Annotated in this window: 19 protein-coding genes; 10 read left to right on the top strand and 9 right to left on the bottom strand. The window is 67.5% G+C overall.

Translation table 11 applies throughout. The annotated features are described in order from the left end of the window. The first annotated feature begins 5 nt into the window (after positions 1 to 5). Complete coding sequence (locus tag AC2FAN_RS00420; protein WP_485172314.1) at positions 6 to 527, top strand: cupin domain-containing protein; 522 nt, start codon at positions 6 to 8, stop codon at positions 525 to 527. A gap of 122 nt (positions 528 to 649) precedes the next feature. On the opposite strand, the gene tsaA is transcribed toward AC2FAN_RS00420, so the two are convergent. Together tsaA and AC2FAN_RS00430 are read right to left on the bottom strand one after the other, a co-directional pair. Continuing rightward, entirely contained in the window at positions 650 to 1,141 is a 492-nt protein-coding gene (gene tsaA, locus AC2FAN_RS00425; protein ID WP_485172315.1) for a tRNA (N6-threonylcarbamoyladenosine(37)-N6)-methyltransferase TrmO, read from the bottom strand. A gap of 4 nt (positions 1,142 to 1,145) precedes the next feature. After that, the gene (locus AC2FAN_RS00430; protein ID WP_485172316.1) at positions 1,146 to 1,352 is read right to left on the bottom strand and encodes a TOBE domain-containing protein; all 207 of its coding nucleotides are present in this window, start codon (positions 1,350 to 1,352) and stop codon (positions 1,146 to 1,148) included. 171 nt (positions 1,353 to 1,523) lie between these two features. Between AC2FAN_RS00430 and modA the strand changes: the two genes are divergently transcribed. The 6 genes from modA (at position 1,524) to AC2FAN_RS00460 (ending at position 8,819) form a co-directional block, all read left to right on the top strand. Continuing rightward, complete coding sequence (modA, locus tag AC2FAN_RS00435; RefSeq protein ID WP_485172317.1) at positions 1,524 to 2,282, top strand: molybdate ABC transporter substrate-binding protein; 759 nt, start codon at positions 1,524 to 1,526, stop codon at positions 2,280 to 2,282. Continuing rightward, a complete protein-coding gene (modB, locus tag AC2FAN_RS00440; protein ID WP_476804914.1) occupies positions 2,279 to 2,977 on the top strand; it encodes a molybdate ABC transporter permease subunit in 699 nt (232 codons plus the stop codon). The genes modA and modB overlap by 4 nt, the downstream gene beginning before the upstream one ends. Next, the gene (modC, locus tag AC2FAN_RS00445) at positions 2,974 to 4,068 is read left to right on the top strand and encodes a molybdenum ABC transporter ATP-binding protein (protein WP_485172318.1); all 1,095 of its coding nucleotides are present in this window, start codon (positions 2,974 to 2,976) and stop codon (positions 4,066 to 4,068) included. Before modB ends, modC begins: the two co-directional genes overlap by 4 nt. A 233-nt stretch (positions 4,069 to 4,301) precedes the next feature. Beyond that, positions 4,302 to 6,824: a heavy metal translocating P-type ATPase gene (locus AC2FAN_RS00450; RefSeq protein WP_485172319.1), complete on the top strand. Its 2,523-nt coding sequence runs from the start codon at positions 4,302 to 4,304 to the stop codon at positions 6,822 to 6,824. Further along, on the top strand, positions 6,824 to 7,234 hold the full coding sequence (cueR, locus tag AC2FAN_RS00455; RefSeq protein WP_476804910.1) for a Cu(I)-responsive transcriptional regulator: 411 nt from the start codon (positions 6,824 to 6,826) through the stop codon (positions 7,232 to 7,234). Before AC2FAN_RS00450 ends, cueR begins: the two co-directional genes overlap by 1 nt. 166 nt (positions 7,235 to 7,400) lie before the next feature. Then, entirely contained in the window at positions 7,401 to 8,819 is a 1,419-nt protein-coding gene (locus AC2FAN_RS00460; RefSeq protein WP_485172320.1) for a M20 family metallopeptidase, read from the top strand. A gap of 396 nt (positions 8,820 to 9,215) precedes the next feature. Here AC2FAN_RS00460 and AC2FAN_RS00465 read toward each other — a convergent pair whose 3' ends face one another. The 6 genes from AC2FAN_RS00465 to AC2FAN_RS00490 form a co-directional block, all read right to left on the bottom strand. Beyond that, complete coding sequence (locus AC2FAN_RS00465; RefSeq protein WP_485172321.1) at positions 9,216 to 9,464, bottom strand: hypothetical protein; 249 nt, start codon at positions 9,462 to 9,464, stop codon at positions 9,216 to 9,218. An 83-nt stretch (positions 9,465 to 9,547) separates the two neighbouring features. Continuing rightward, positions 9,548 to 10,414 carry an energy transducer TonB family protein gene (locus AC2FAN_RS00470; RefSeq protein WP_476804907.1) on the bottom strand — a complete coding sequence of 289 codons (867 nt, stop codon included), beginning with the start codon at positions 10,412 to 10,414 and terminating at the stop codon, positions 9,548 to 9,550. Beyond that, positions 10,411 to 10,860 carry a TonB system transport protein ExbD gene (gene exbD, locus AC2FAN_RS00475; protein WP_485172322.1) on the bottom strand — a complete coding sequence of 150 codons (450 nt, stop codon included), beginning with the start codon at positions 10,858 to 10,860 and terminating at the stop codon, positions 10,411 to 10,413. Before exbD ends, AC2FAN_RS00470 begins: the two co-directional genes overlap by 4 nt. A 3-nt stretch (positions 10,861 to 10,863) precedes the next feature. Continuing rightward, on the bottom strand, positions 10,864 to 11,934 hold the full coding sequence (gene exbB, locus AC2FAN_RS00480; protein ID WP_476804906.1) for a tonB-system energizer ExbB: 1,071 nt from the start codon (positions 11,932 to 11,934) through the stop codon (positions 10,864 to 10,866). 328 nt (positions 11,935 to 12,262) lie between these two features. Then, a complete protein-coding gene (locus AC2FAN_RS00485) occupies positions 12,263 to 12,613 on the bottom strand; it encodes a winged helix-turn-helix domain-containing protein (protein ID WP_476804905.1) in 351 nt (116 codons plus the stop codon). A gap of 9 nt (positions 12,614 to 12,622) precedes the next feature. Then, the gene (locus AC2FAN_RS00490) at positions 12,623 to 13,141 is read right to left on the bottom strand and encodes a GAF domain-containing protein (protein ID WP_476804904.1); all 519 of its coding nucleotides are present in this window, start codon (positions 13,139 to 13,141) and stop codon (positions 12,623 to 12,625) included. Positions 13,142 to 13,325: 184 nt separating this feature from the next. Here AC2FAN_RS00490 and AC2FAN_RS00495 point away from each other — a divergent pair, with 184 nt between their 5' ends. Continuing rightward, positions 13,326 to 14,159, top strand: coding sequence for a methyltransferase domain-containing protein (locus AC2FAN_RS00495; protein ID WP_485172323.1), 834 nt, complete (start codon positions 13,326 to 13,328; stop codon positions 14,157 to 14,159). Here AC2FAN_RS00495 and AC2FAN_RS00500 read toward each other — a convergent pair. Then, a complete protein-coding gene (locus AC2FAN_RS00500; RefSeq protein ID WP_485172324.1) occupies positions 14,128 to 14,703 on the bottom strand; it encodes an NAD(P)H-dependent oxidoreductase in 576 nt (191 codons plus the stop codon). The genes AC2FAN_RS00495 and AC2FAN_RS00500 overlap by 32 nt on opposite strands. An 86-nt stretch (positions 14,704 to 14,789) precedes the next feature. Here AC2FAN_RS00500 and AC2FAN_RS00505 point away from each other — a divergent pair, with 86 nt between their 5' ends. Then, positions 14,790 to 15,677 carry a LysR family transcriptional regulator gene (locus AC2FAN_RS00505; protein WP_485172325.1) on the top strand — a complete coding sequence of 296 codons (888 nt, stop codon included), beginning with the start codon at positions 14,790 to 14,792 and terminating at the stop codon, positions 15,675 to 15,677. A gap of 446 nt (positions 15,678 to 16,123) precedes the next feature. After that, positions 16,124 to 16,414 carry a GlsB/YeaQ/YmgE family stress response membrane protein gene (locus AC2FAN_RS00510; protein WP_485172326.1) on the top strand — a complete coding sequence of 97 codons (291 nt, stop codon included), beginning with the start codon at positions 16,124 to 16,126 and terminating at the stop codon, positions 16,412 to 16,414. The last annotated feature ends 13 nt before the right edge of the window (positions 16,415 to 16,427 follow it).

The raw sequence follows: 16,427 nt of genomic DNA on the forward strand, positions 1-16,427 counted from the left end.
CTGCCATGAGCCAAGAACACGACCATTCGCACGATCATTCCCACGACCACGCCCATGACGGCGAGCCGCGCTGGAAGCATCACGGCGTCCGGGTGATCTCGGGCGATCAGCTCGATCCGAACACCGCCCAGACACCCGGCATGTTCCGACAGGCGGCGGTCAACCACGCTCGTGTCGGCGCGCAGAAGATCTGGGCCGGCACGGTCGCGATCGAGCCCAACGCCAAGACCGGCGTGCACCATCATGGCGAGCTTGAAAGCGTGATCTATGTGGTGAGCGGGAAGGCTCGCATGCGCTGGGGCGAGCGACTGGAATTCGTCGCCGAAGCAGGACCGGGCGACTTCATCTACGTGCCGCCCTTCGTGCCTCATCAGGAGATCAACGCCGATCCCGACAACCCGCTGCAATGCGTGCTGGTGCGCTCGGACAACGAGGCGGTGGTCGTCAACATCACCGATGTCGATCCGGTCGAAAAGCCGGAAGCGGTCTACTGGGTCGACCCGATCCACAAGCATCCGCACGGGTGAGTGGCCGCGAAGAGAAACCCTCCGTCATGCTCGGGCTTGACCCGAGCATCTCCTGCCAGAGATTCTCGGGTCTGCGCTTCGCTTCGCCCGAGAATGACGGCGGGGGTTTCAGGTTGGCCGCCTCAACCCGTCTCAAAATCGCCTTGCTGCGGCGGGGCGATCGGGGTGAAGAGCGTGCGGTCCGGCTTGATGTCGAGCAGCGGCGTCTCGTCGAGGCAGTCGAGGCCACGCACCAGCAGCACCCGCCCTTCCCGCGCGACCAGCGTCGCGATCGAGGTGCCGATCGGGTTGGGCCGGACCGGCGTGCGCAGGGCGAAGGTTCCGTGGGTCTCGCCGTTATTGGCCGGGCTCTGGCGCACGAGGTCGCGGCGCGACTGGTGCAGCCAATAGAGCACCTCCAGCCGCTCGAAGCGCTCGATGCCGTCCAACGCCTCGTCCCAGGGTGGGAACAGCTCGATGCGGCAGACCGGGCCGTCCGCCCTGCCCTGGCGCGGGCAGGTCAGCCGCGAGGTCCAGGGCGTGCGGATGGTGCCGATGAAGACGAGGCCGGCATCGGTCGCCTGCGGCGGCGCGACGGCGACCTCCCTGTCGCGGATCTCGTTCTCGCGGACCATCTTTTCAATCGATCGCGATCATCACATCGGAGGCCTTCACCACGGCATAGGCTTCCTTGCCGACGGTCAGCTTGAGGTCTTCGACCGCCGCATTGGTGATCGAGGATGTCACGATCGCACCGCCGATATCGATGCGGACATGGGCCGTGGTGGCGCCCTTGGTGATCTCGACGATCCTGCCCTTGAGCTGGTTGCGCGCACTGATCTTCATGGTTGCTCTTCCTTTGTCGATGCCGCGGTCATGTCGCTGCTGTCGCCGCTCCTTGACTCGCCTGCGAGCGCACGGCAACGATCGCTATATCCAGTGATATACAACGATAAGACAGCGAGGAAGAGCATGATCAAGCGCCGGACAATGCTGGGCCTGGGCCTGGCTTTCGCCATGAGCATGGCACCTGCCTTCGATGCCGCGCAGGCGCAGACGAAGGACCTCGTCATCTTCGCCGCCGCCAGCATGAAGAACGCGCTCGACGAGGCCGCAGCCAACTGGGTGAAGGAGAGCGGCAGGCCGGCGCCGAAGATCTCCTATGCCGCCAGCAACACGCTGGCCAAGCAGATCGAGAGCGGCGCGCCGGCCGATCTCTTCGTCTCGGCCGACCTCGACTGGATGGACTATGTGGCGGGCAAGAACCTCATCAAGCCGGACACGCGTGTCAGCCTTCTCGCCAACCGCATCGTGCTTGTCGCCGGCAAGGATTCGACCGCCAAGCTCGACCTGAAGCCCGGCGTCGATGTCGCGGCGGTGCTCGGCTCCGACCGGCTCGCCATGGGCAATGTCGATTCCGTACCGGCCGGCAAATACGGCAAGGCCGCGCTGGAGAAGCTCGGCGCCTGGGACAAGGTGAAGGACAAGATCGCGCAGGCCGACAATGTCCGCGCCGCGCTGTTGCTCGTCTCGCGCGGCGAAGCCCCGCTCGGCATCGTCTATGCAACCGACGCCGCCGCCGACCCGCAGGTCAAGGTCGTCGCGACCTTCCCGGAGGATTCGCATCCGCCGATCATCTATCCGGTCGCCGTCCTCAAGGATTCGGCCAATCCCGACGCACAGGCCTTCCTGACCTATCTGCGCGGCGCCGGTGCGAAGCCCGTCTTCGAGAAGCAGGGCTTCACGGTGCTCAACAAGGCCGCCAGCTCTTCGTGAGCGACTGGCTTTCGCCCGAGGAATGGACGGCGGTCAGGCTCAGCTTGATCGTCTCCACCACCGCCATGCTCGCGAGCCTGCCCCTCGGGCTGGGCGTCGCGCTTCTGCTGGCGCGCGGGCGCTTCTGGGGCAAATCGCTGCTCGACGCGATCGTCCATATGCCGCTGATCCTGCCGCCGGTGGTGACGGGCTATCTGCTGCTGCTCGGCTTCGGCCGGCGCGGGCCGATCGGCGAGTTCCTGTATGACTGGTTCGGGATCGTCTTTTCCTTCCGTTGGACGGGCGCGGCGCTGGCCTGTGCGGTGATGGGCTTTCCGCTGATGGTCCGCGCGATTCGCCTCTCGATCGAGGCCGTCGACCGCAAGCTGGAGGCTGCCGCCGGCACGCTCGGTGCGAACCCTCTCTGGGTCTTCCTCGTCGTTACCCTGCCGCTCTGCCTGCCCGGCATCATCGCCGGCATGATCCTGTGCTTCGCCAAGGCGATGGGCGAATTCGGCGCGACGATCACCTTCGTCTCCAACATTCCCGGCGAGACGCAGACGCTGCCCACCGCGATCTACACCTTCACCCAGGTGCCGGGCGGCGACGCTGGCGCGATGCGGCTGACGCTGATCTCGATCGCGATCTCGGTCGCGGCGCTCGTGCTCTCGGAGCTGATGGCGCGGATGGTCGGCCGCCGGATCGCCGTCGAATGAATCCCGTCCTCGATATCGCCGTCCGACACCGGCTCGGCGACTTCCAGCTCGATGCCTCCTTCGTCTCCGACGGACGCCTGACGGCGCTGTTCGGCGGTTCCGGCTCGGGCAAGACCTCTCTGGTCAACGTCATCGGCGGGCTGATCCGTCCGCAGGCAGGCCATGTCCGTGTCGATGGCGAGACGCTGGTTGATATCGAACGCGGCATCTTCCTGCCGAAGCATCGCCGGCGGATCGGTTATGTCTTCCAGGAAGCGCGGCTCTTCCCGCATCTCACCGTGCGGCAGAACCTGCTGTTCGGGCACTGGTTCGTGCCGCGTGAGGCCCGCAAGCCGGCCGAGCTCGACAAGGTTCTGGAGCTGCTCGGCATCGGCCATCTCCTACGCCGGCGTCCCGGCTCCCTCTCCGGCGGCGAGAAGCAGCGCGTCGCGATCGGCCGCGCTTTGCTGGCGCAGCCCCGTCTGCTCCTGATGGACGAACCGTTAGCGGCGCTCGACGAAGCCCGCAAGGCGGAGATCCTGCCGCATATCGAGCGGCTGCGCGACGAGGTCGGCATCCCCATCGTCTATGTCTCGCATGCGCTGGCGGAGGTCGCGCGGCTCGCCACAACCGTCGCCATGGTCGAGGACGGCCGCGTCGCCGCCTGCGGTCCGACGGCCGACATCCTGTCGCGGCCCGATCTGGCGGCACGGCCGGGTGCTCCGGAGGCGAGCTCGCTCCTCGCGGCGGAGGTCGTCGCGTTCGACGAGGAATTCGGCCTGGCGCGGCTCGCGACGCCGGCCGGGCCGCTCACGGTCGGGCGCGGGGTGCTCCGGCAGGGTCAGCGGATCAAGATCCGCATCCTGGCGAGCGACGTCATGCTCAGCCTCGGCCGTCCAGCCGAAATCAGCGCGCTCAACGTGCTCGCAGGGACGGTCGCCGAGATCGGAGAGCGAAGCGGCGCGGGCGGCAGCACCGTGCATCTGCTCCTCGCCTGCGGCGAAGCGAATCTGGCGGCCCGGCTGACGGCTAAATCGGTCTCGACGCTCGGGCTTTCTCCCGGCAAGCCGGTCCACGCGGTGATCAAGAGCGTCTCGGTCGAGATGCCTTGAACCGGTTGCGCCGATTCGACTGGCGTTGCCGTCATTCTCGGGCGAAGCGAAGCGTAGACCCGAGAAACTCAGGCAGGATGAGGTGAAGGAAGCCTCTTTCGGCATGAGATGCTCGGGTCAAGCCCGAGCATGACGCCAGGCTGGCGATGGAGTTTTCAAAAACTGGCATACCCCTTGACCTTCCCATGATGGGAAGCCCCATATGCAGCGTCATCACCATGAAGGAGACGGCGATGACGGTCATCGACAAGGTCAGGGACAATCTCGAAACGCTCGATATGGGCGTGGAGGGCATGTCCTGCGCGAGCTGCGTCGGGCGCGTCGAGCGAGCCATCGCGACGGTTCCGGGTGTCGACGCGGTCGCGGTCAATCTCGCGACCGAGCGGGCGCGCGTCACTTTCGCCAAGGGCGGCACAGATCTCCGCAAGATCGAGGATGCGGTCCGGCAGGCCGGCTACAAGCCGATCGAAAGCACGATTGATCTCTCGGTCTCGGGGATGAACTGCGCCTCCTGCGTCGGGCATGTCGAGAAGGCGCTGCGCGCCGTGCCGGGCGTCGTCGACGCGACCGTGAATCTCGCCACCGAGCGCGCCACGGTAAGGACCCTGGCCGGCACCGACATCACCCCCGCCCTCGTGAAGGCTGTCGCCGGCGCCGGCTATGAGGCGAGCCGTCTCCAGCCGGAGGCCGCCCATGCGGCAGGCCCTCACGACCATATGGCCATGATGAAGGAGGAACAGCAGGCGCAATTGCTGCGCTCGGTCATCCTCGCCGCCGTGCTGACGCTGCCGCTGTTGGTGGTCGAGATGGGCAGCCATATGGTCCCGGCCCTGCACCATTGGCTCGCCGGGACCTTCGGCGAATGGAATGTCCGCGTCTTCTCCTTCGTGCTTGCGACCATCGTGCAGTTCGGACCGGGCCTCGTCTTCCTGCGCAAGGGCTTTCCGGCGCTGCTGCGCGGCGCGCCCGACATGAACTCGCTCGTCATGCTCGGCACCGGCGCGGCCTATCTCTACTCGACCGCCGCGACCTTCCTGCCCCAGCTGATGCCGGCGGGTGCGGACGGCACTTATTTTGAATCCGGCGCGGTGATCGTGACGCTGATCCTGCTCGGCCGCTGGTTCGAGACGCGCGCCAAGAGCCGGACCGGCGCCGCGATCCGCAGCCTGATCGCGCTCCAGCCGAAGACGGCGCGCGTCCTGCGCGATGGCGTGGAAGCCGACATGCCCGTCGACACCGTCCGGGCCGGCGACATCGTCATCCTGCGGCCAGGCGAGCGCGTGCCTGTTGATGGCGAGGTCACGGACGGCACCTCCTTCGTCGACGAGTCGATGATCACCGGCGAGCCTGCGCCCGTGCGCAAGGAGGCCGGAAGCGCTGTCACGGGCGGTACCGTCAACGGCTCGGGCGCGTTGCGCTTCACCGCGCGCAAGGTCGGTTCTGAGACGCTGCTGGCCCAGATCGTGCGGACCGTGCAGGCCGCGCAGGGCGCCAAGCTGCCGATCCAGGCGCTGGTCGACCGTGTCACGCTCTGGTTCGTTCCCGCCGTGATGGCGCTGGCGCTGGCGACCTTCGTCGTCTGGCTCGTCTTCGGGCCGAGCCCTGCCCTGTCGCATGCGCTGGTCAATGCCGTCGCGGTGCTGATCATCGCCTGCCCCTGCGCGATGGGGTTGGCGACGCCGACCTCGATCATGGTCGGCACCGGCCGGGGCGCGGAACTGGGCATCCTCTTCCGGCAGGGTGACGCCCTGCAGGCACTCAAGGACGTCCAGATCGTCGCGCTCGACAAGACGGGAACCCTGACCAAGGGCAAGCCGGAGCTGACAGACATCGAGCCTGCTTCCGGCTTCGACACCAATGACGTGCTGCGCCTCGTCGCCTCGGCCGAGAACCGCTCGGAGCATCCGCTGGCGCTGGCGCTCGTCGCGGCGGCCAAGGCGCGCGGTCTTTCGCTGGCCGAGCCGGCCGATTTCGTGAGAGATCCCGGTCGTGGCGTCACCGCGACGGTCGAGGGCCGCGGCGTCGCCATCGGCGGCCACAGGCTGATGGAGCAGGCCGGTCTCGACATCGGGCCCTTCGCCGCCCGCGCCCAGGCCCTGGCCGAAGCCGGCAAGACGCCGCTCTATGCCGCCATCGATGGCAGGATCGCCGCCGTCATCGCCGTCGCAGACGCCGTGAAGGAGACGACGCCCGCTGCCATCGCCGCGCTGCACAGGCTCGGCCTCAAGGTCGCTATGGTCACTGGCGACGACCGGCGCACGGCCGAGGCCGTCGCCCGCACGCTCGGCATCGACGAGGTCAGGGCCGAGGTGCTGCCGACCGACAAGGCCGAGGTGGTGAAGGCGCTGCAAAAGGGCGGCAACAAGGTCGCCTTCGTCGGCGATGGCATCAACGACGCCCCTGCCCTCGCCCAGGCGGATGTCGGCATCGCCATCGGCACCGGCACCGATATCGCGATCGAGAGCGCCGACGTCGTGCTGATGTCCGGCGATGTGATGGGCGTGCCGCGCGCCATCGCGCTGTCGCAGGCGGTCATCGCCAACATCCGCCAGAATCTCGCCTGGGCCTTCGGCTACAATGCGCTGCTGATACCGGTCGCTGCCGGCGTGCTCTACCCGGCCCTCGGCATCCTGCTGTCGCCGGTCTTCGCCGGGCTCGCCATGGCGCTTTCGAGCGTCAGCGTGCTCGCCAACGCGCTGCGACTGAAGCGTTTTCGCGTGCCGGCCTCGCATGATGCCGCGCAGAAGGGGTCGTGATGAATATCGGCGAGGCATCGACCCATTCTGGCGTCAGCGCCAAGATGATCCGCTATTACGAGAGCATCGGGCTGATCACCCCGCCGGCCCGCACGGCGGCCCAATACCGTGTCTATGCTCCCGACGACGTCCACACGCTGCGCTTCGTCCGCCGCTCCCGCGATCTCGGGTTCTCGCTGGAGGAGACGCGCGAGCTACTCGCGCTCTGGCGCGACAAGAGCCGGGCCAGCGCCGATGTGAAGAAGCTCGCCATGGCGCATGTGCGCGATCTCGAGGCCAAGGCGGCCGAGCTCAAGGCGATGGCCGACACGCTGCGGCATCTCGCGACGCACTGCCATGGCGACCACCGGCCGGATTGCCCAATCCTGGCGGATTTCGCCGCCGCGTCGCTCGCGCAGGCAAAAGCTTGAGACGCTGTTCCGCCATGCGCTGAATGTCTGGACGGCACCGGCTGAGATTGCTCATATGCCGCGGCCCACCAGAGGCGGGTCCGGCCCGGCTGCATCGGCCCCGTCGGGGAATCCGCCTCTCAACGAAAGACGGGGAGCGCCCGCGCGGTCCCCAGGCGGAACGATCATGGACAATCGAAACGATCTCTGGCGGCATGTCGATGCGAACAAGGAGCGGTTGATCGCACTGAGCGACCGGGTCTGGGGCATGCCGGAGGTGTGCTACACCGAGAAGCGCTCGGTGGCCGAGCATGTCGCCGAGCTGAAGCACCAGGGCTTCCGCATCACCGAGAACGTCGCGGACATCCCGACTGCCGTCGTCGGCGAAGCCGGCGAAGGCGGCCCGGTGATCGCCTTCCTCGGTGAATACGACGCCTTGCCCGGCCTCTCGCAGGAAGCCGGCCTTGCCGAGCACAAGGAGATCGAGACCGGCGGCCACGGCCATGGCTGCGGTCACAACCTGCTCGGTTCGGCCGCGCTGCTCGCCGCCGTTGCGATGAAGGACTGGCTGGCCGAGAACAAGATCCCCGGCCGCGTGCGCTATTATGGCTGCCCGGCGGAAGAAGGCGGTGCTGCCAAGGCCTTCATGGTCCGCGCCGGCGCCTTCGACGACGCCGATGTCGCCATCAGCTGGCATCCGTCGAGCTTCTGGGAGGTCGCGCCCGCGCTGGCGCTAGCCAATACCCGCGCCGATTTCGTCTTCACCGGCCGCGCCTCGCATGCCGCCGCAGCACCCCATCTCGGCCGTTCGGCGCTCGACGCCGTCGAGCTGATGAATGTCGGCGTCAACTACATGCGCGAGCACATGCCGTCCGATGCCCGCGTCCACTACGCGCTGCTCGACACCGGCGGCATCGCGCCGAACGTCGTCCAGGCCCATGCCCGGGTGCGCTATTCGATCCGCGCCCGCGACCTGCGCGGCATGCTGGAACTCGTGCAGCGCGTGAAGAAGATCGCCGAAGGCGCGGCTCTGATGACGGAAACCAAGATGGAGATGCGTATCGTCAGCGCCGTCTCCGACCTCGTCGCCAACACGCCGCTCGAAGACGCCATGCACAAGGTGATGGAAGACCTTGGCGCGCCGCATTTCGACGACGCCGACAAGGCCTATGCCGAGCAGATCCGCGGCACGCTGTCGCCGCAGGATATCGCCGCGATCTGGCGCACCGTCGGCATGCAGGACACGGGCGCGCCGCTGGCCGACTTCCTCGTCCCGCGCGATGCCAAGCGCAATCCGGCCATCGGCTCGACCGATATCGGCGATGTCAGCTGGGCGGTGCCGACCGTGCAGGCCCATGCGCCGACTGTCGCGATGGGCACGCCCTTCCACACCTGGCAGGTCGTGGCGCAGGGCAAGGCTCCCGCCGCGCACAAGGCGATGGTCCATGTCGCCAAGGCGATGGCCGCGACCGGCGCGGCCGTGCTGAGCGATCCCGCTTTGATGGAGGCCGCCAAGGCCGACCACAAGGCCCGGCTCGGCAAGGAGGGTTACACCTCGCCGCTCCCGCCCGAAGTGAAGCCGCCGCTGACGATGTCGCTCGGCTAAGCTCCGTCATGCTCGGGCTTGCCCCGAGCCCCCGCTTCACGAGATTCTCGGGTCGCCGCTGCGCGGCGCCCGAGAATGACGCCCTCTTCGTCCGCGATTCCGCTCCGATGTCGTCCCCGACCGAAATCCGCGGGGGCGATGCAGCCGCGTATGAACGCCGACAGGCACTGCCCAAATTATAGCGGGCGCCGCGGCAAGCTCATTGATTTCAAACGGAAATCAGTCGCTTAAAAATAAGTCAGCTGTGCTGCCCTTTTTCTCTTGCGAGGCCGTGCTCACACTCCTATCTAGGGTGCAGCGCAGCAGCGATGTTGCGCCGCCCTCCTTGGGCGTTTCCTCCCTAGACTTGGGCTGCGCTTCCCGCGCGGCCCTTTTTTCTTTGCGGATGGGGCGACCTCACCAACGGCGGCCGTAGTACCAGGGCGGTCCGCCGAAGGACGCATCGAACCGGTCGAAGCGGTAGCGCCGATCCGCCGCACGATCGAGATCGAGTTGCAGCAGGCAGTTCGCGAAGCCGTCGCTCGATGGACGGAAGCCGAAGGAGCGGCAGCGCGCCTCATCCGCCTCCCGTAGTTCCGCACTGGTCACGCAGCCGCTGCAGGCGAGCGCCAGGAGCGCCCCGGCGGCGAGCTTTGCGATACTCATTTTGCGATACCCATGGCGCGTCTCCTTTGCGCGATAACCCTGACGCGTTTACGCGCTAACGGCCCCGAGCGTTCCGCACCGCTTCAGCGGGAGAACCGGACGGGGACCGCAAGCGCGATCGAGCTGCCGCCTATGCCGTCCGGCGGCGCAGGAACGGGGCTTGCCCGCCGAACCATCGAGACGGCCTCCTCGTCCAGCGCCGCATCGCCCGATCCATGGACCAGCCGGGCCGACAACACTCGCCCACCGCGATCGATACTGAAAGCGACCTGGACGGTACCCGGGCTGGCGCCGTTCGGGAAGCGCTTGAAGCGGTTGAGATGGGCGATCAGCGAGCCGCGCCAGCTGGCGTTGGCGGCCGGCGAAGCCGACGAAGCGCCCGAAGCAGGCGCCGCAGCGCGGGGCGCGTCCTGCGCTTGCGCGAGCGGAGCCGTGGTCTGCTCGGCCTTCGGCTTGTCCGGGTTCACCGGCTTGCGCCGTTCCACGATCTTCGGCTTCGGCCTGGGCTTCGGCTTCACGTCCGGCGGCGGAGGCTTCGGCTGCTCTTTGGGCGGCGGCGTCAGAATCGCGGCAGCGTCCGGCAGCGGCGGCAGCTCGGGAATCTTGATCTCCGGCTCCGGGATCACGACGGGCTCCGGTTCCGGCGGTGGCGGCTCGGGCTCCTTCGGCTGCTCGACCGGCTCGGGCGGCGGCGGTTCGGGTTCCGGCTGCGCCTCGACCATCTCAGGCCCCGGCGCGATGTCCTGCTGCGGCGATTCGGGCGCGACAGCGAGCGGGGCGAGTTCGATCATCACGGCGGCCGGCGGAGCGCCAATGGCGGCCTCGGCGCGTTGCCAGTTGGCTACGACCCAACCGGCCGCACCATGGGCACTCACGACGACGAGCGCCGCAAGGCTCCAGCGCAACGCCGCCGGTGCGAAACGGGAGAGCGACGGGCGTTCCATGCTCATGGCTTGGGCCCCGCGGCGGCGCCCTGCCCGGTATCCTCGAGCCCGACGAGGGCGATCTTCAGATAGCCGGCGTTGCGCAGCAGGTTCATCACCTCCATCAGCTCGCGATAGGCGACGGTGCCGTCCGCCCGGAGGAAGACGCGGTGCTCGCGATCATGGCTGGTGCGCTGGTCGAGCGTCGCCTGCAGCGCTTCGCGCGGCAAGGGGTCGTTGCCGAGCGCCAGCGAGAGATCGCCCTTCACGGTGAGAAAGACGGGCGTATCCGGCCGCGGCTGCGGCTGCGCATTCGAGACCGGCAGATCGACCGCGACATCGACGGTGGAGAGCGGCGCCGCGACCATGAAGATGATCAGCAGCACCAGGATGACGTCGATGAAGGGCGTGACGTTGATGTCACTGACCTCGCCGAGATCGCCGTCCTGCGGGTCCTTGAGGGAGACGGCCATGGCTCACTCCGCCGGAACGAGCGATGCGGAGGAAGACGCGGCTGCCGAAGAAGAGGAAGACGCTGCGCGCGGCGACGGCGCGATCGCGCGCTGACGCCGCTCCAGGTCGCGCGAGAGATGCCGCAGGATTTCGCCGGATGCGTCCGACAGGGTCGCGCGGTAGCCGGTAATGGCGCGAGCGAAGACGTTGTAGATGATGACGGCGGGGATTGCTGCGACGAGGCCGATCGCGGTCGCCAGCAGCGCCTCGGCGATGCCCGGCGCCACGACCGCGAGATTGGTCGTCTTCGCCTGGCTGATGCCGATGAAGGAATTCATGATGCCCCAGACCGTGCCGAACAGGCCGACGAAGGGCGCGGTCGAGCCGATCGTGGCGAGCAGGCCGGTGCCGCGCGCCATGGAACGTCCGGCGCGCGCCTCGATCCGCGACAGGGCGATGGAAACGCGCTCCTTGATGCCGTCCTCGCCGAGATCGGCCGAGCGGCGCGTCTCGGTCAGGGCGGCGGACAACAGGTCTCCGACCGGTCCGCGCAGCTTTCCGCTCTTCGACGCTACGGCGCCGGCTGCAGCGCCAAGGCTGTCGGCGGCCTCGATGCGGCGGACGGCTCTGCCTGCGGCCGTCTTCGCCGCGGCCAGTTCCATCACCTTGGCGAGCCAGATCGTCCACGTCACCAGCGAGGCGAAGGCGAGGCCGAGCATCACGGCCTTCACCACGATGTCGGCCGCCATGAACATGCCCCAGGGCGACAGGTCGTGCGGCAGCACGGCCGTGGCTACCGGTGCGGCCGGAGCAGGAGCGGGCGGCTCGCCGGCCGTCAGCGGCGGGTGCGCGGTGGTCGGCGGATTCATGCCGAGCTGCGACGGAACCGACGGCAGGGGATTGGTGGGCGTGGCCGGCTGAGCCTGGGCGGCGGGAGGCGATTGGACGGCGGGAGATGGAGCGGGTGCGGGGGCCGGTTGGGCCGGAGTCGTTGCCGGCGGATTCTGGGTCGGCTGGCCCTGGGCCTGAACGGCGAGGCCCGACAAGGCCGAAAGGCCCGCCGCGACAAGAACCAGACGAAACGCACGCATCATAATCCAGTCCAGTCTTCGCTGGAGGTAAGCCGCCCGGCTGTTGCCGGCCCGGAGCCTCTCGACTTGCGCTCTTCAAGGAGGCCTTCGCCTCCGTGCGAAGGGCGCATCCCGAGCATCAAGGTCTCCGTTGCTTCCTCATTGGAATCATTACAAAAAAGGCTTGCAGAACCCATGCTGCATATGCGATACGCCTGTGCGAATCGACCGGTCATGTCAAGGCAAACCAGCCTCGATGCAGGCACGCTTGTGCTGCTTTCCCGGCGCCGATCGACGATCGCGCCGTTCTCACATATCCGCTATTCGATGAGTGCAATGCCGACGCTGGTCTTCAGGAATCGGCCGGTCGGTCGATCTCGGCCTGAAGAGCGGCGAGATGCTCGCTCGCCGCCGCGGCGGCAGCCTGCTCGACGGCGCGGAAGCGCGTGATCAAGGCCTGGCCGAGATCGGTCACCTTGGCTCCGCCGCCATTGCGGCCGCCGGTCTGTCGCTCGACCACCGGCTTGCCGAAAAGGGTGTTCAGTTCCTCGACCAGCTCCCAGGCCCGACGATAGGACATCGCCATCGCCCTGCCCGCGGCCGAGATCGAACCCTGCGCGGCGATCTGCTCGAGCAATTCGATCTTGCCCGGGCCGATCCGGCCTTCCGGATCGAGCTGAATGCGCAGGCTGAGCGAAGCCATCGCGGCCGCTCAGGACGCCTTGGCCAGGGCGGCGCCGTCAGTCTCGCCGCAGGCGGCCAGATAAATCGCGGCGATCCTCTCGATGCCGGCCTGATCGGCGGCGTCGAAGCGCCCGGTCAGGGGGCTGTCCAAATCGATGACGCCGATGACGCCGTCCCGACCGATCAGAGGCACCACGAGTTCCGAACGCGAGGCCGAATCGCAGGCGATATGGCCCGGAAAGGCGTGCACATCCTCGACAAGGACCGAGACGCCGCGCGCTGCAGCCGTGCCGCAGACGCCCTTGCCGACCGGAATGCGGACGCAGGCCGGCTTGCCCTGGAACGGGCCGAGCACGAGCTCGCCGTCGCGCATCAGATAGAAGCCGGCCCAGTTCAGGTCGGGCATCATCTGGAAGAGCAGCGCCGAGGTGTTGGCAGCGTTGGCGATGGGATCGGGCTCGCCCGCGAGCAAGGCCTCGAGCTGCGCCGCGAGTTCGCGATGGAATGCCGCCTTGTCGGTGCTGTCGATGCGATGTGCCTCGAACATGGTCCTGCGCCTCGTTGAAGATATCCGGCTGAAGTCTGACCGGTGTCCTACCACCATCGTCCGGCAGGCGACAACGAAGGCCTTTCCGAGCGATGGCGGATCATGGCAATCCTCGCCCGCGCCATCTGGCAGGGAATCGGCCCCGCGCCGAGATATCCGGCGGCTGCACAGCGGAGGCCCTTGCATGACGAGTGACCTGCAACCGGCGGCGAGCGTCCGTCGTGCGGATGGCAGCGCAGGCGACGCCGACTATGGCCGGATCGGCTTGGGCTACGCCTCCTACCGCCAGCCGGAACCGGCCATTGCCGCCCTGATCGAGGCCGCTCTCGGCCCGGCCGGACGCATCCTCAATGTCGGGGCCGGCGCCGGCTCCTACGAGCCGCGCAATCGCGATGTGATCGCGGTCGAGCCCTCCGCATCGATGCGGACGCAGCGGCCGGCCGACATCGCCGTGGCGATCGATGCGACGGCGGAGAAACTGCCCTTCCCCGACCAATCCTTCGACGCGAGCATGGCGACCTTCACCGTGCATCAATGGCAGGACCTCGACGCGGGTCTGCGTGAGATGCGCCGGGTCACGCGCGGACCGGTCGTCATCCTGTCCTGCGACCCGGAGCTGGTGGAGGCCTTCTGGCTCAATCATTACGCCCCTGCGGTGCTGGCGACTGAGGCGCGGCGCTATCCCTCGCTCGGGCATATCGGTGCCGTACTGGGCGGCGATGTCGAGATCGTCGCGGTCCCGATTCCCCGCGCCTGCCGCGACGGCTTCAACGAGGCCTATTACGGCCGGCCTGAGCTTTTCCTCGAGCCGGGTGCGCGTTCGGCCTGCTCGGCCTGGAGCTTCGTGAGCGAAGCCGAGAACGCCGCCTCGATCGAGCATCTGCGGCAGGATATCGAATCCGGCGCTTGGGATTGCTGTTACGGCTTCCTGCGCCGCCAGCCCAGCTTCGAAGGCTCGCTGCGGCTCGTCATCGCACGGCCCCGACTCAGGCAGCTCTCGTTCGGGCCGTGGGGGTAGCCGCGACCCATCGTTCCAGATCGGACACATAACCGGCGGCAGCGTCTTCGAGCGCTTCCGGCGAGAGCTTGTCCGCCTGGTAGAGGATGAAGGGCTCGCTCCAGGGCAGGCCGCAGCGATGGGCCGTGGCGCGCAAGGGGGCGAGCAGCTCGATCATCGGGAACATGTTCCGCCCGCCCGGCCGATAGGCCTCGGGCACGTTGCCAGCGGTCGCGGCCAGCATCAGCGGCGTTCCTTCCAACAATCGCCCCTCCGTTTCATAGGCGAGATAGAACATCCGGGTGAGCACGGCATCCTGCCAAGACTTCAGCAGAGCCGGGGTCGAATACCACTGGATCGGGAACTGCAGCACGATGCGGTCGGCGTCGAGCAGCCGGGCCGCCTCGCGCTCGCCGTCCCGGAAGATGTCGATCCCGCCGGGATAGGCCGCTTGCATGTCGACGATCTCGACGCCGGGCAGCCTGCTGGCGGCCGCCGCCAGCGCGGCATTGGCATTGGATTGCGACAGGTCGCGGTGGAAGAGGAGGATCAGCGTCTTGGTCATGGTCGTCTCCTTGCGTGACGGAGCGACCCTGTGGTCAGCCAAGAAATTACTCCAATCGATTATCGATCTATGCTGTTATTCGATCCATGAATTTACGATCGCTCGACCTCAACCTTCTGGTGGTCCTCGACGCGCTGCTCGACGAAGCGCATGTCAGCCGTGCGGCCGACAGGCTGGGATTGTCGCAGCCGGCGGCCTCGGCGGCGCTGCAACGCTGCCGCCACCTGTTTCGGGACGAGCTTCTCGAACGCGGACGGGGAACGATGTCGCTGACGCCGAAGGCGGAAGCGTTGCGCGCACCCCTGAAATCGCTGCTGGCGAACGTGACCGAGCTCATCGATCCGCCGGCCGTGCCGCTTGAGGAGATCCGCCAGACGCTGCGCATCACCACGGCCGATTATCCGGCGCTGTTCATCATCGGGCCGCTGCAGCAGAAACTGCAGCATTCGGCGCCGGGGATCGATGTGGTGATCCAGCCCTGGCACGGCGCCGACACTGCCCGGGCCGCGCTGGTCGACGGCACCAGCGATCTCGCCATTTCGGTGTTCCCTCCGGCTGAGGACGATCTCTATCGCGAGGAACTGCTGGTCGAACGCTACGCCGTCGCGATGCGGCGCGGGCATCCGGCGGCAAACGCCTTCGACCTGAAGAGTTGGCTCGCCTATCCGCACATCCTGGTTTCGGGTCGCGGCGACACGCGCACCCCGATCGATATCGAGCTGGCCAGCCGCGGCCTGTCGCGACGCGTCGGCTTCGTCGTGCCGAACTTCCAGATGGTCCCGACCTTGCTGCACGGCTCGGACATGATCGCGCTGCTCCCGTCGCGCGTCCTGGCCGATTTCGACGGGCTCGTCTCGTTTCCGCCGCCGATCGACGTGGCCGGTTTCACCCTGCATCTCGCCTGGCACAGGCGGCGCATGAAGGACCTCGCGCTGCAGCATGTCGCCGCGATCCTGACAGGGCTATTCCGATGATGAATGTTGGCGGCCAGCCTGCGAACGATCTAGGCTCCTCGCGAAGCGAGCTTGGAGTCGGTTCCATGGAACGACGGTCATTCCTGTTCGGATTGTTCGCCATTGCGACCGGCGCCGCCTCGGCTTTGCCGGCACGACAGACTGAAGCGGCTCCAGCCGAGCCGAGCCCGCCCCTGCTGCCCGATCAGGATATCAGGCTGCCGGACGGGACGCCGATCGATTGGTCGCGTCGGGGGCATCATCATCACCGCCGGCCGCATCACCATCGTTATCGCCGCTGGCATCGCCGTCACTACCGCCGTAGCCGGCCGGTATGCCGTATCTATCGCGACCGGTTCGGCGGGTTTATCCGTCGGTGCCGTTTGGTCTGAGTCTAGTCTTCATCAGCCGGGTGGGCGAACAGCGCGCCGCTTGGACTCGTTTCATCGAATGCGGCAGGGGGAAGCATGCAGACGCTCGATCATCTCATTGTCTGGATCATCATCGGCGTGATCGGCGGCAGCCTCGCGGGCCTGGTCATCAAATGGGACAAGCGCGGCTTCGGCCTGCTGCGAAATCTGGCGGTCGGCCTGATCGGCGCCGTCATTGGCGGCCTGCTCTTCCGTTGGCTCCAGCTTCTGCCCAGCCTCGACGGCATCGCGATCTCGTTGAGGGACGTGATCGCGGCCTTCGTCGGCTCGCTCATCGTCCTCGTCGCGCTGTGGGCCTGGAGGCGTTTCGGAGGTCACAAGGCCTGAAGCGGCGGGCCGG

Source organism: Allobosea sp. RIT-PG3_2 (genome assembly GCF_057321085.1).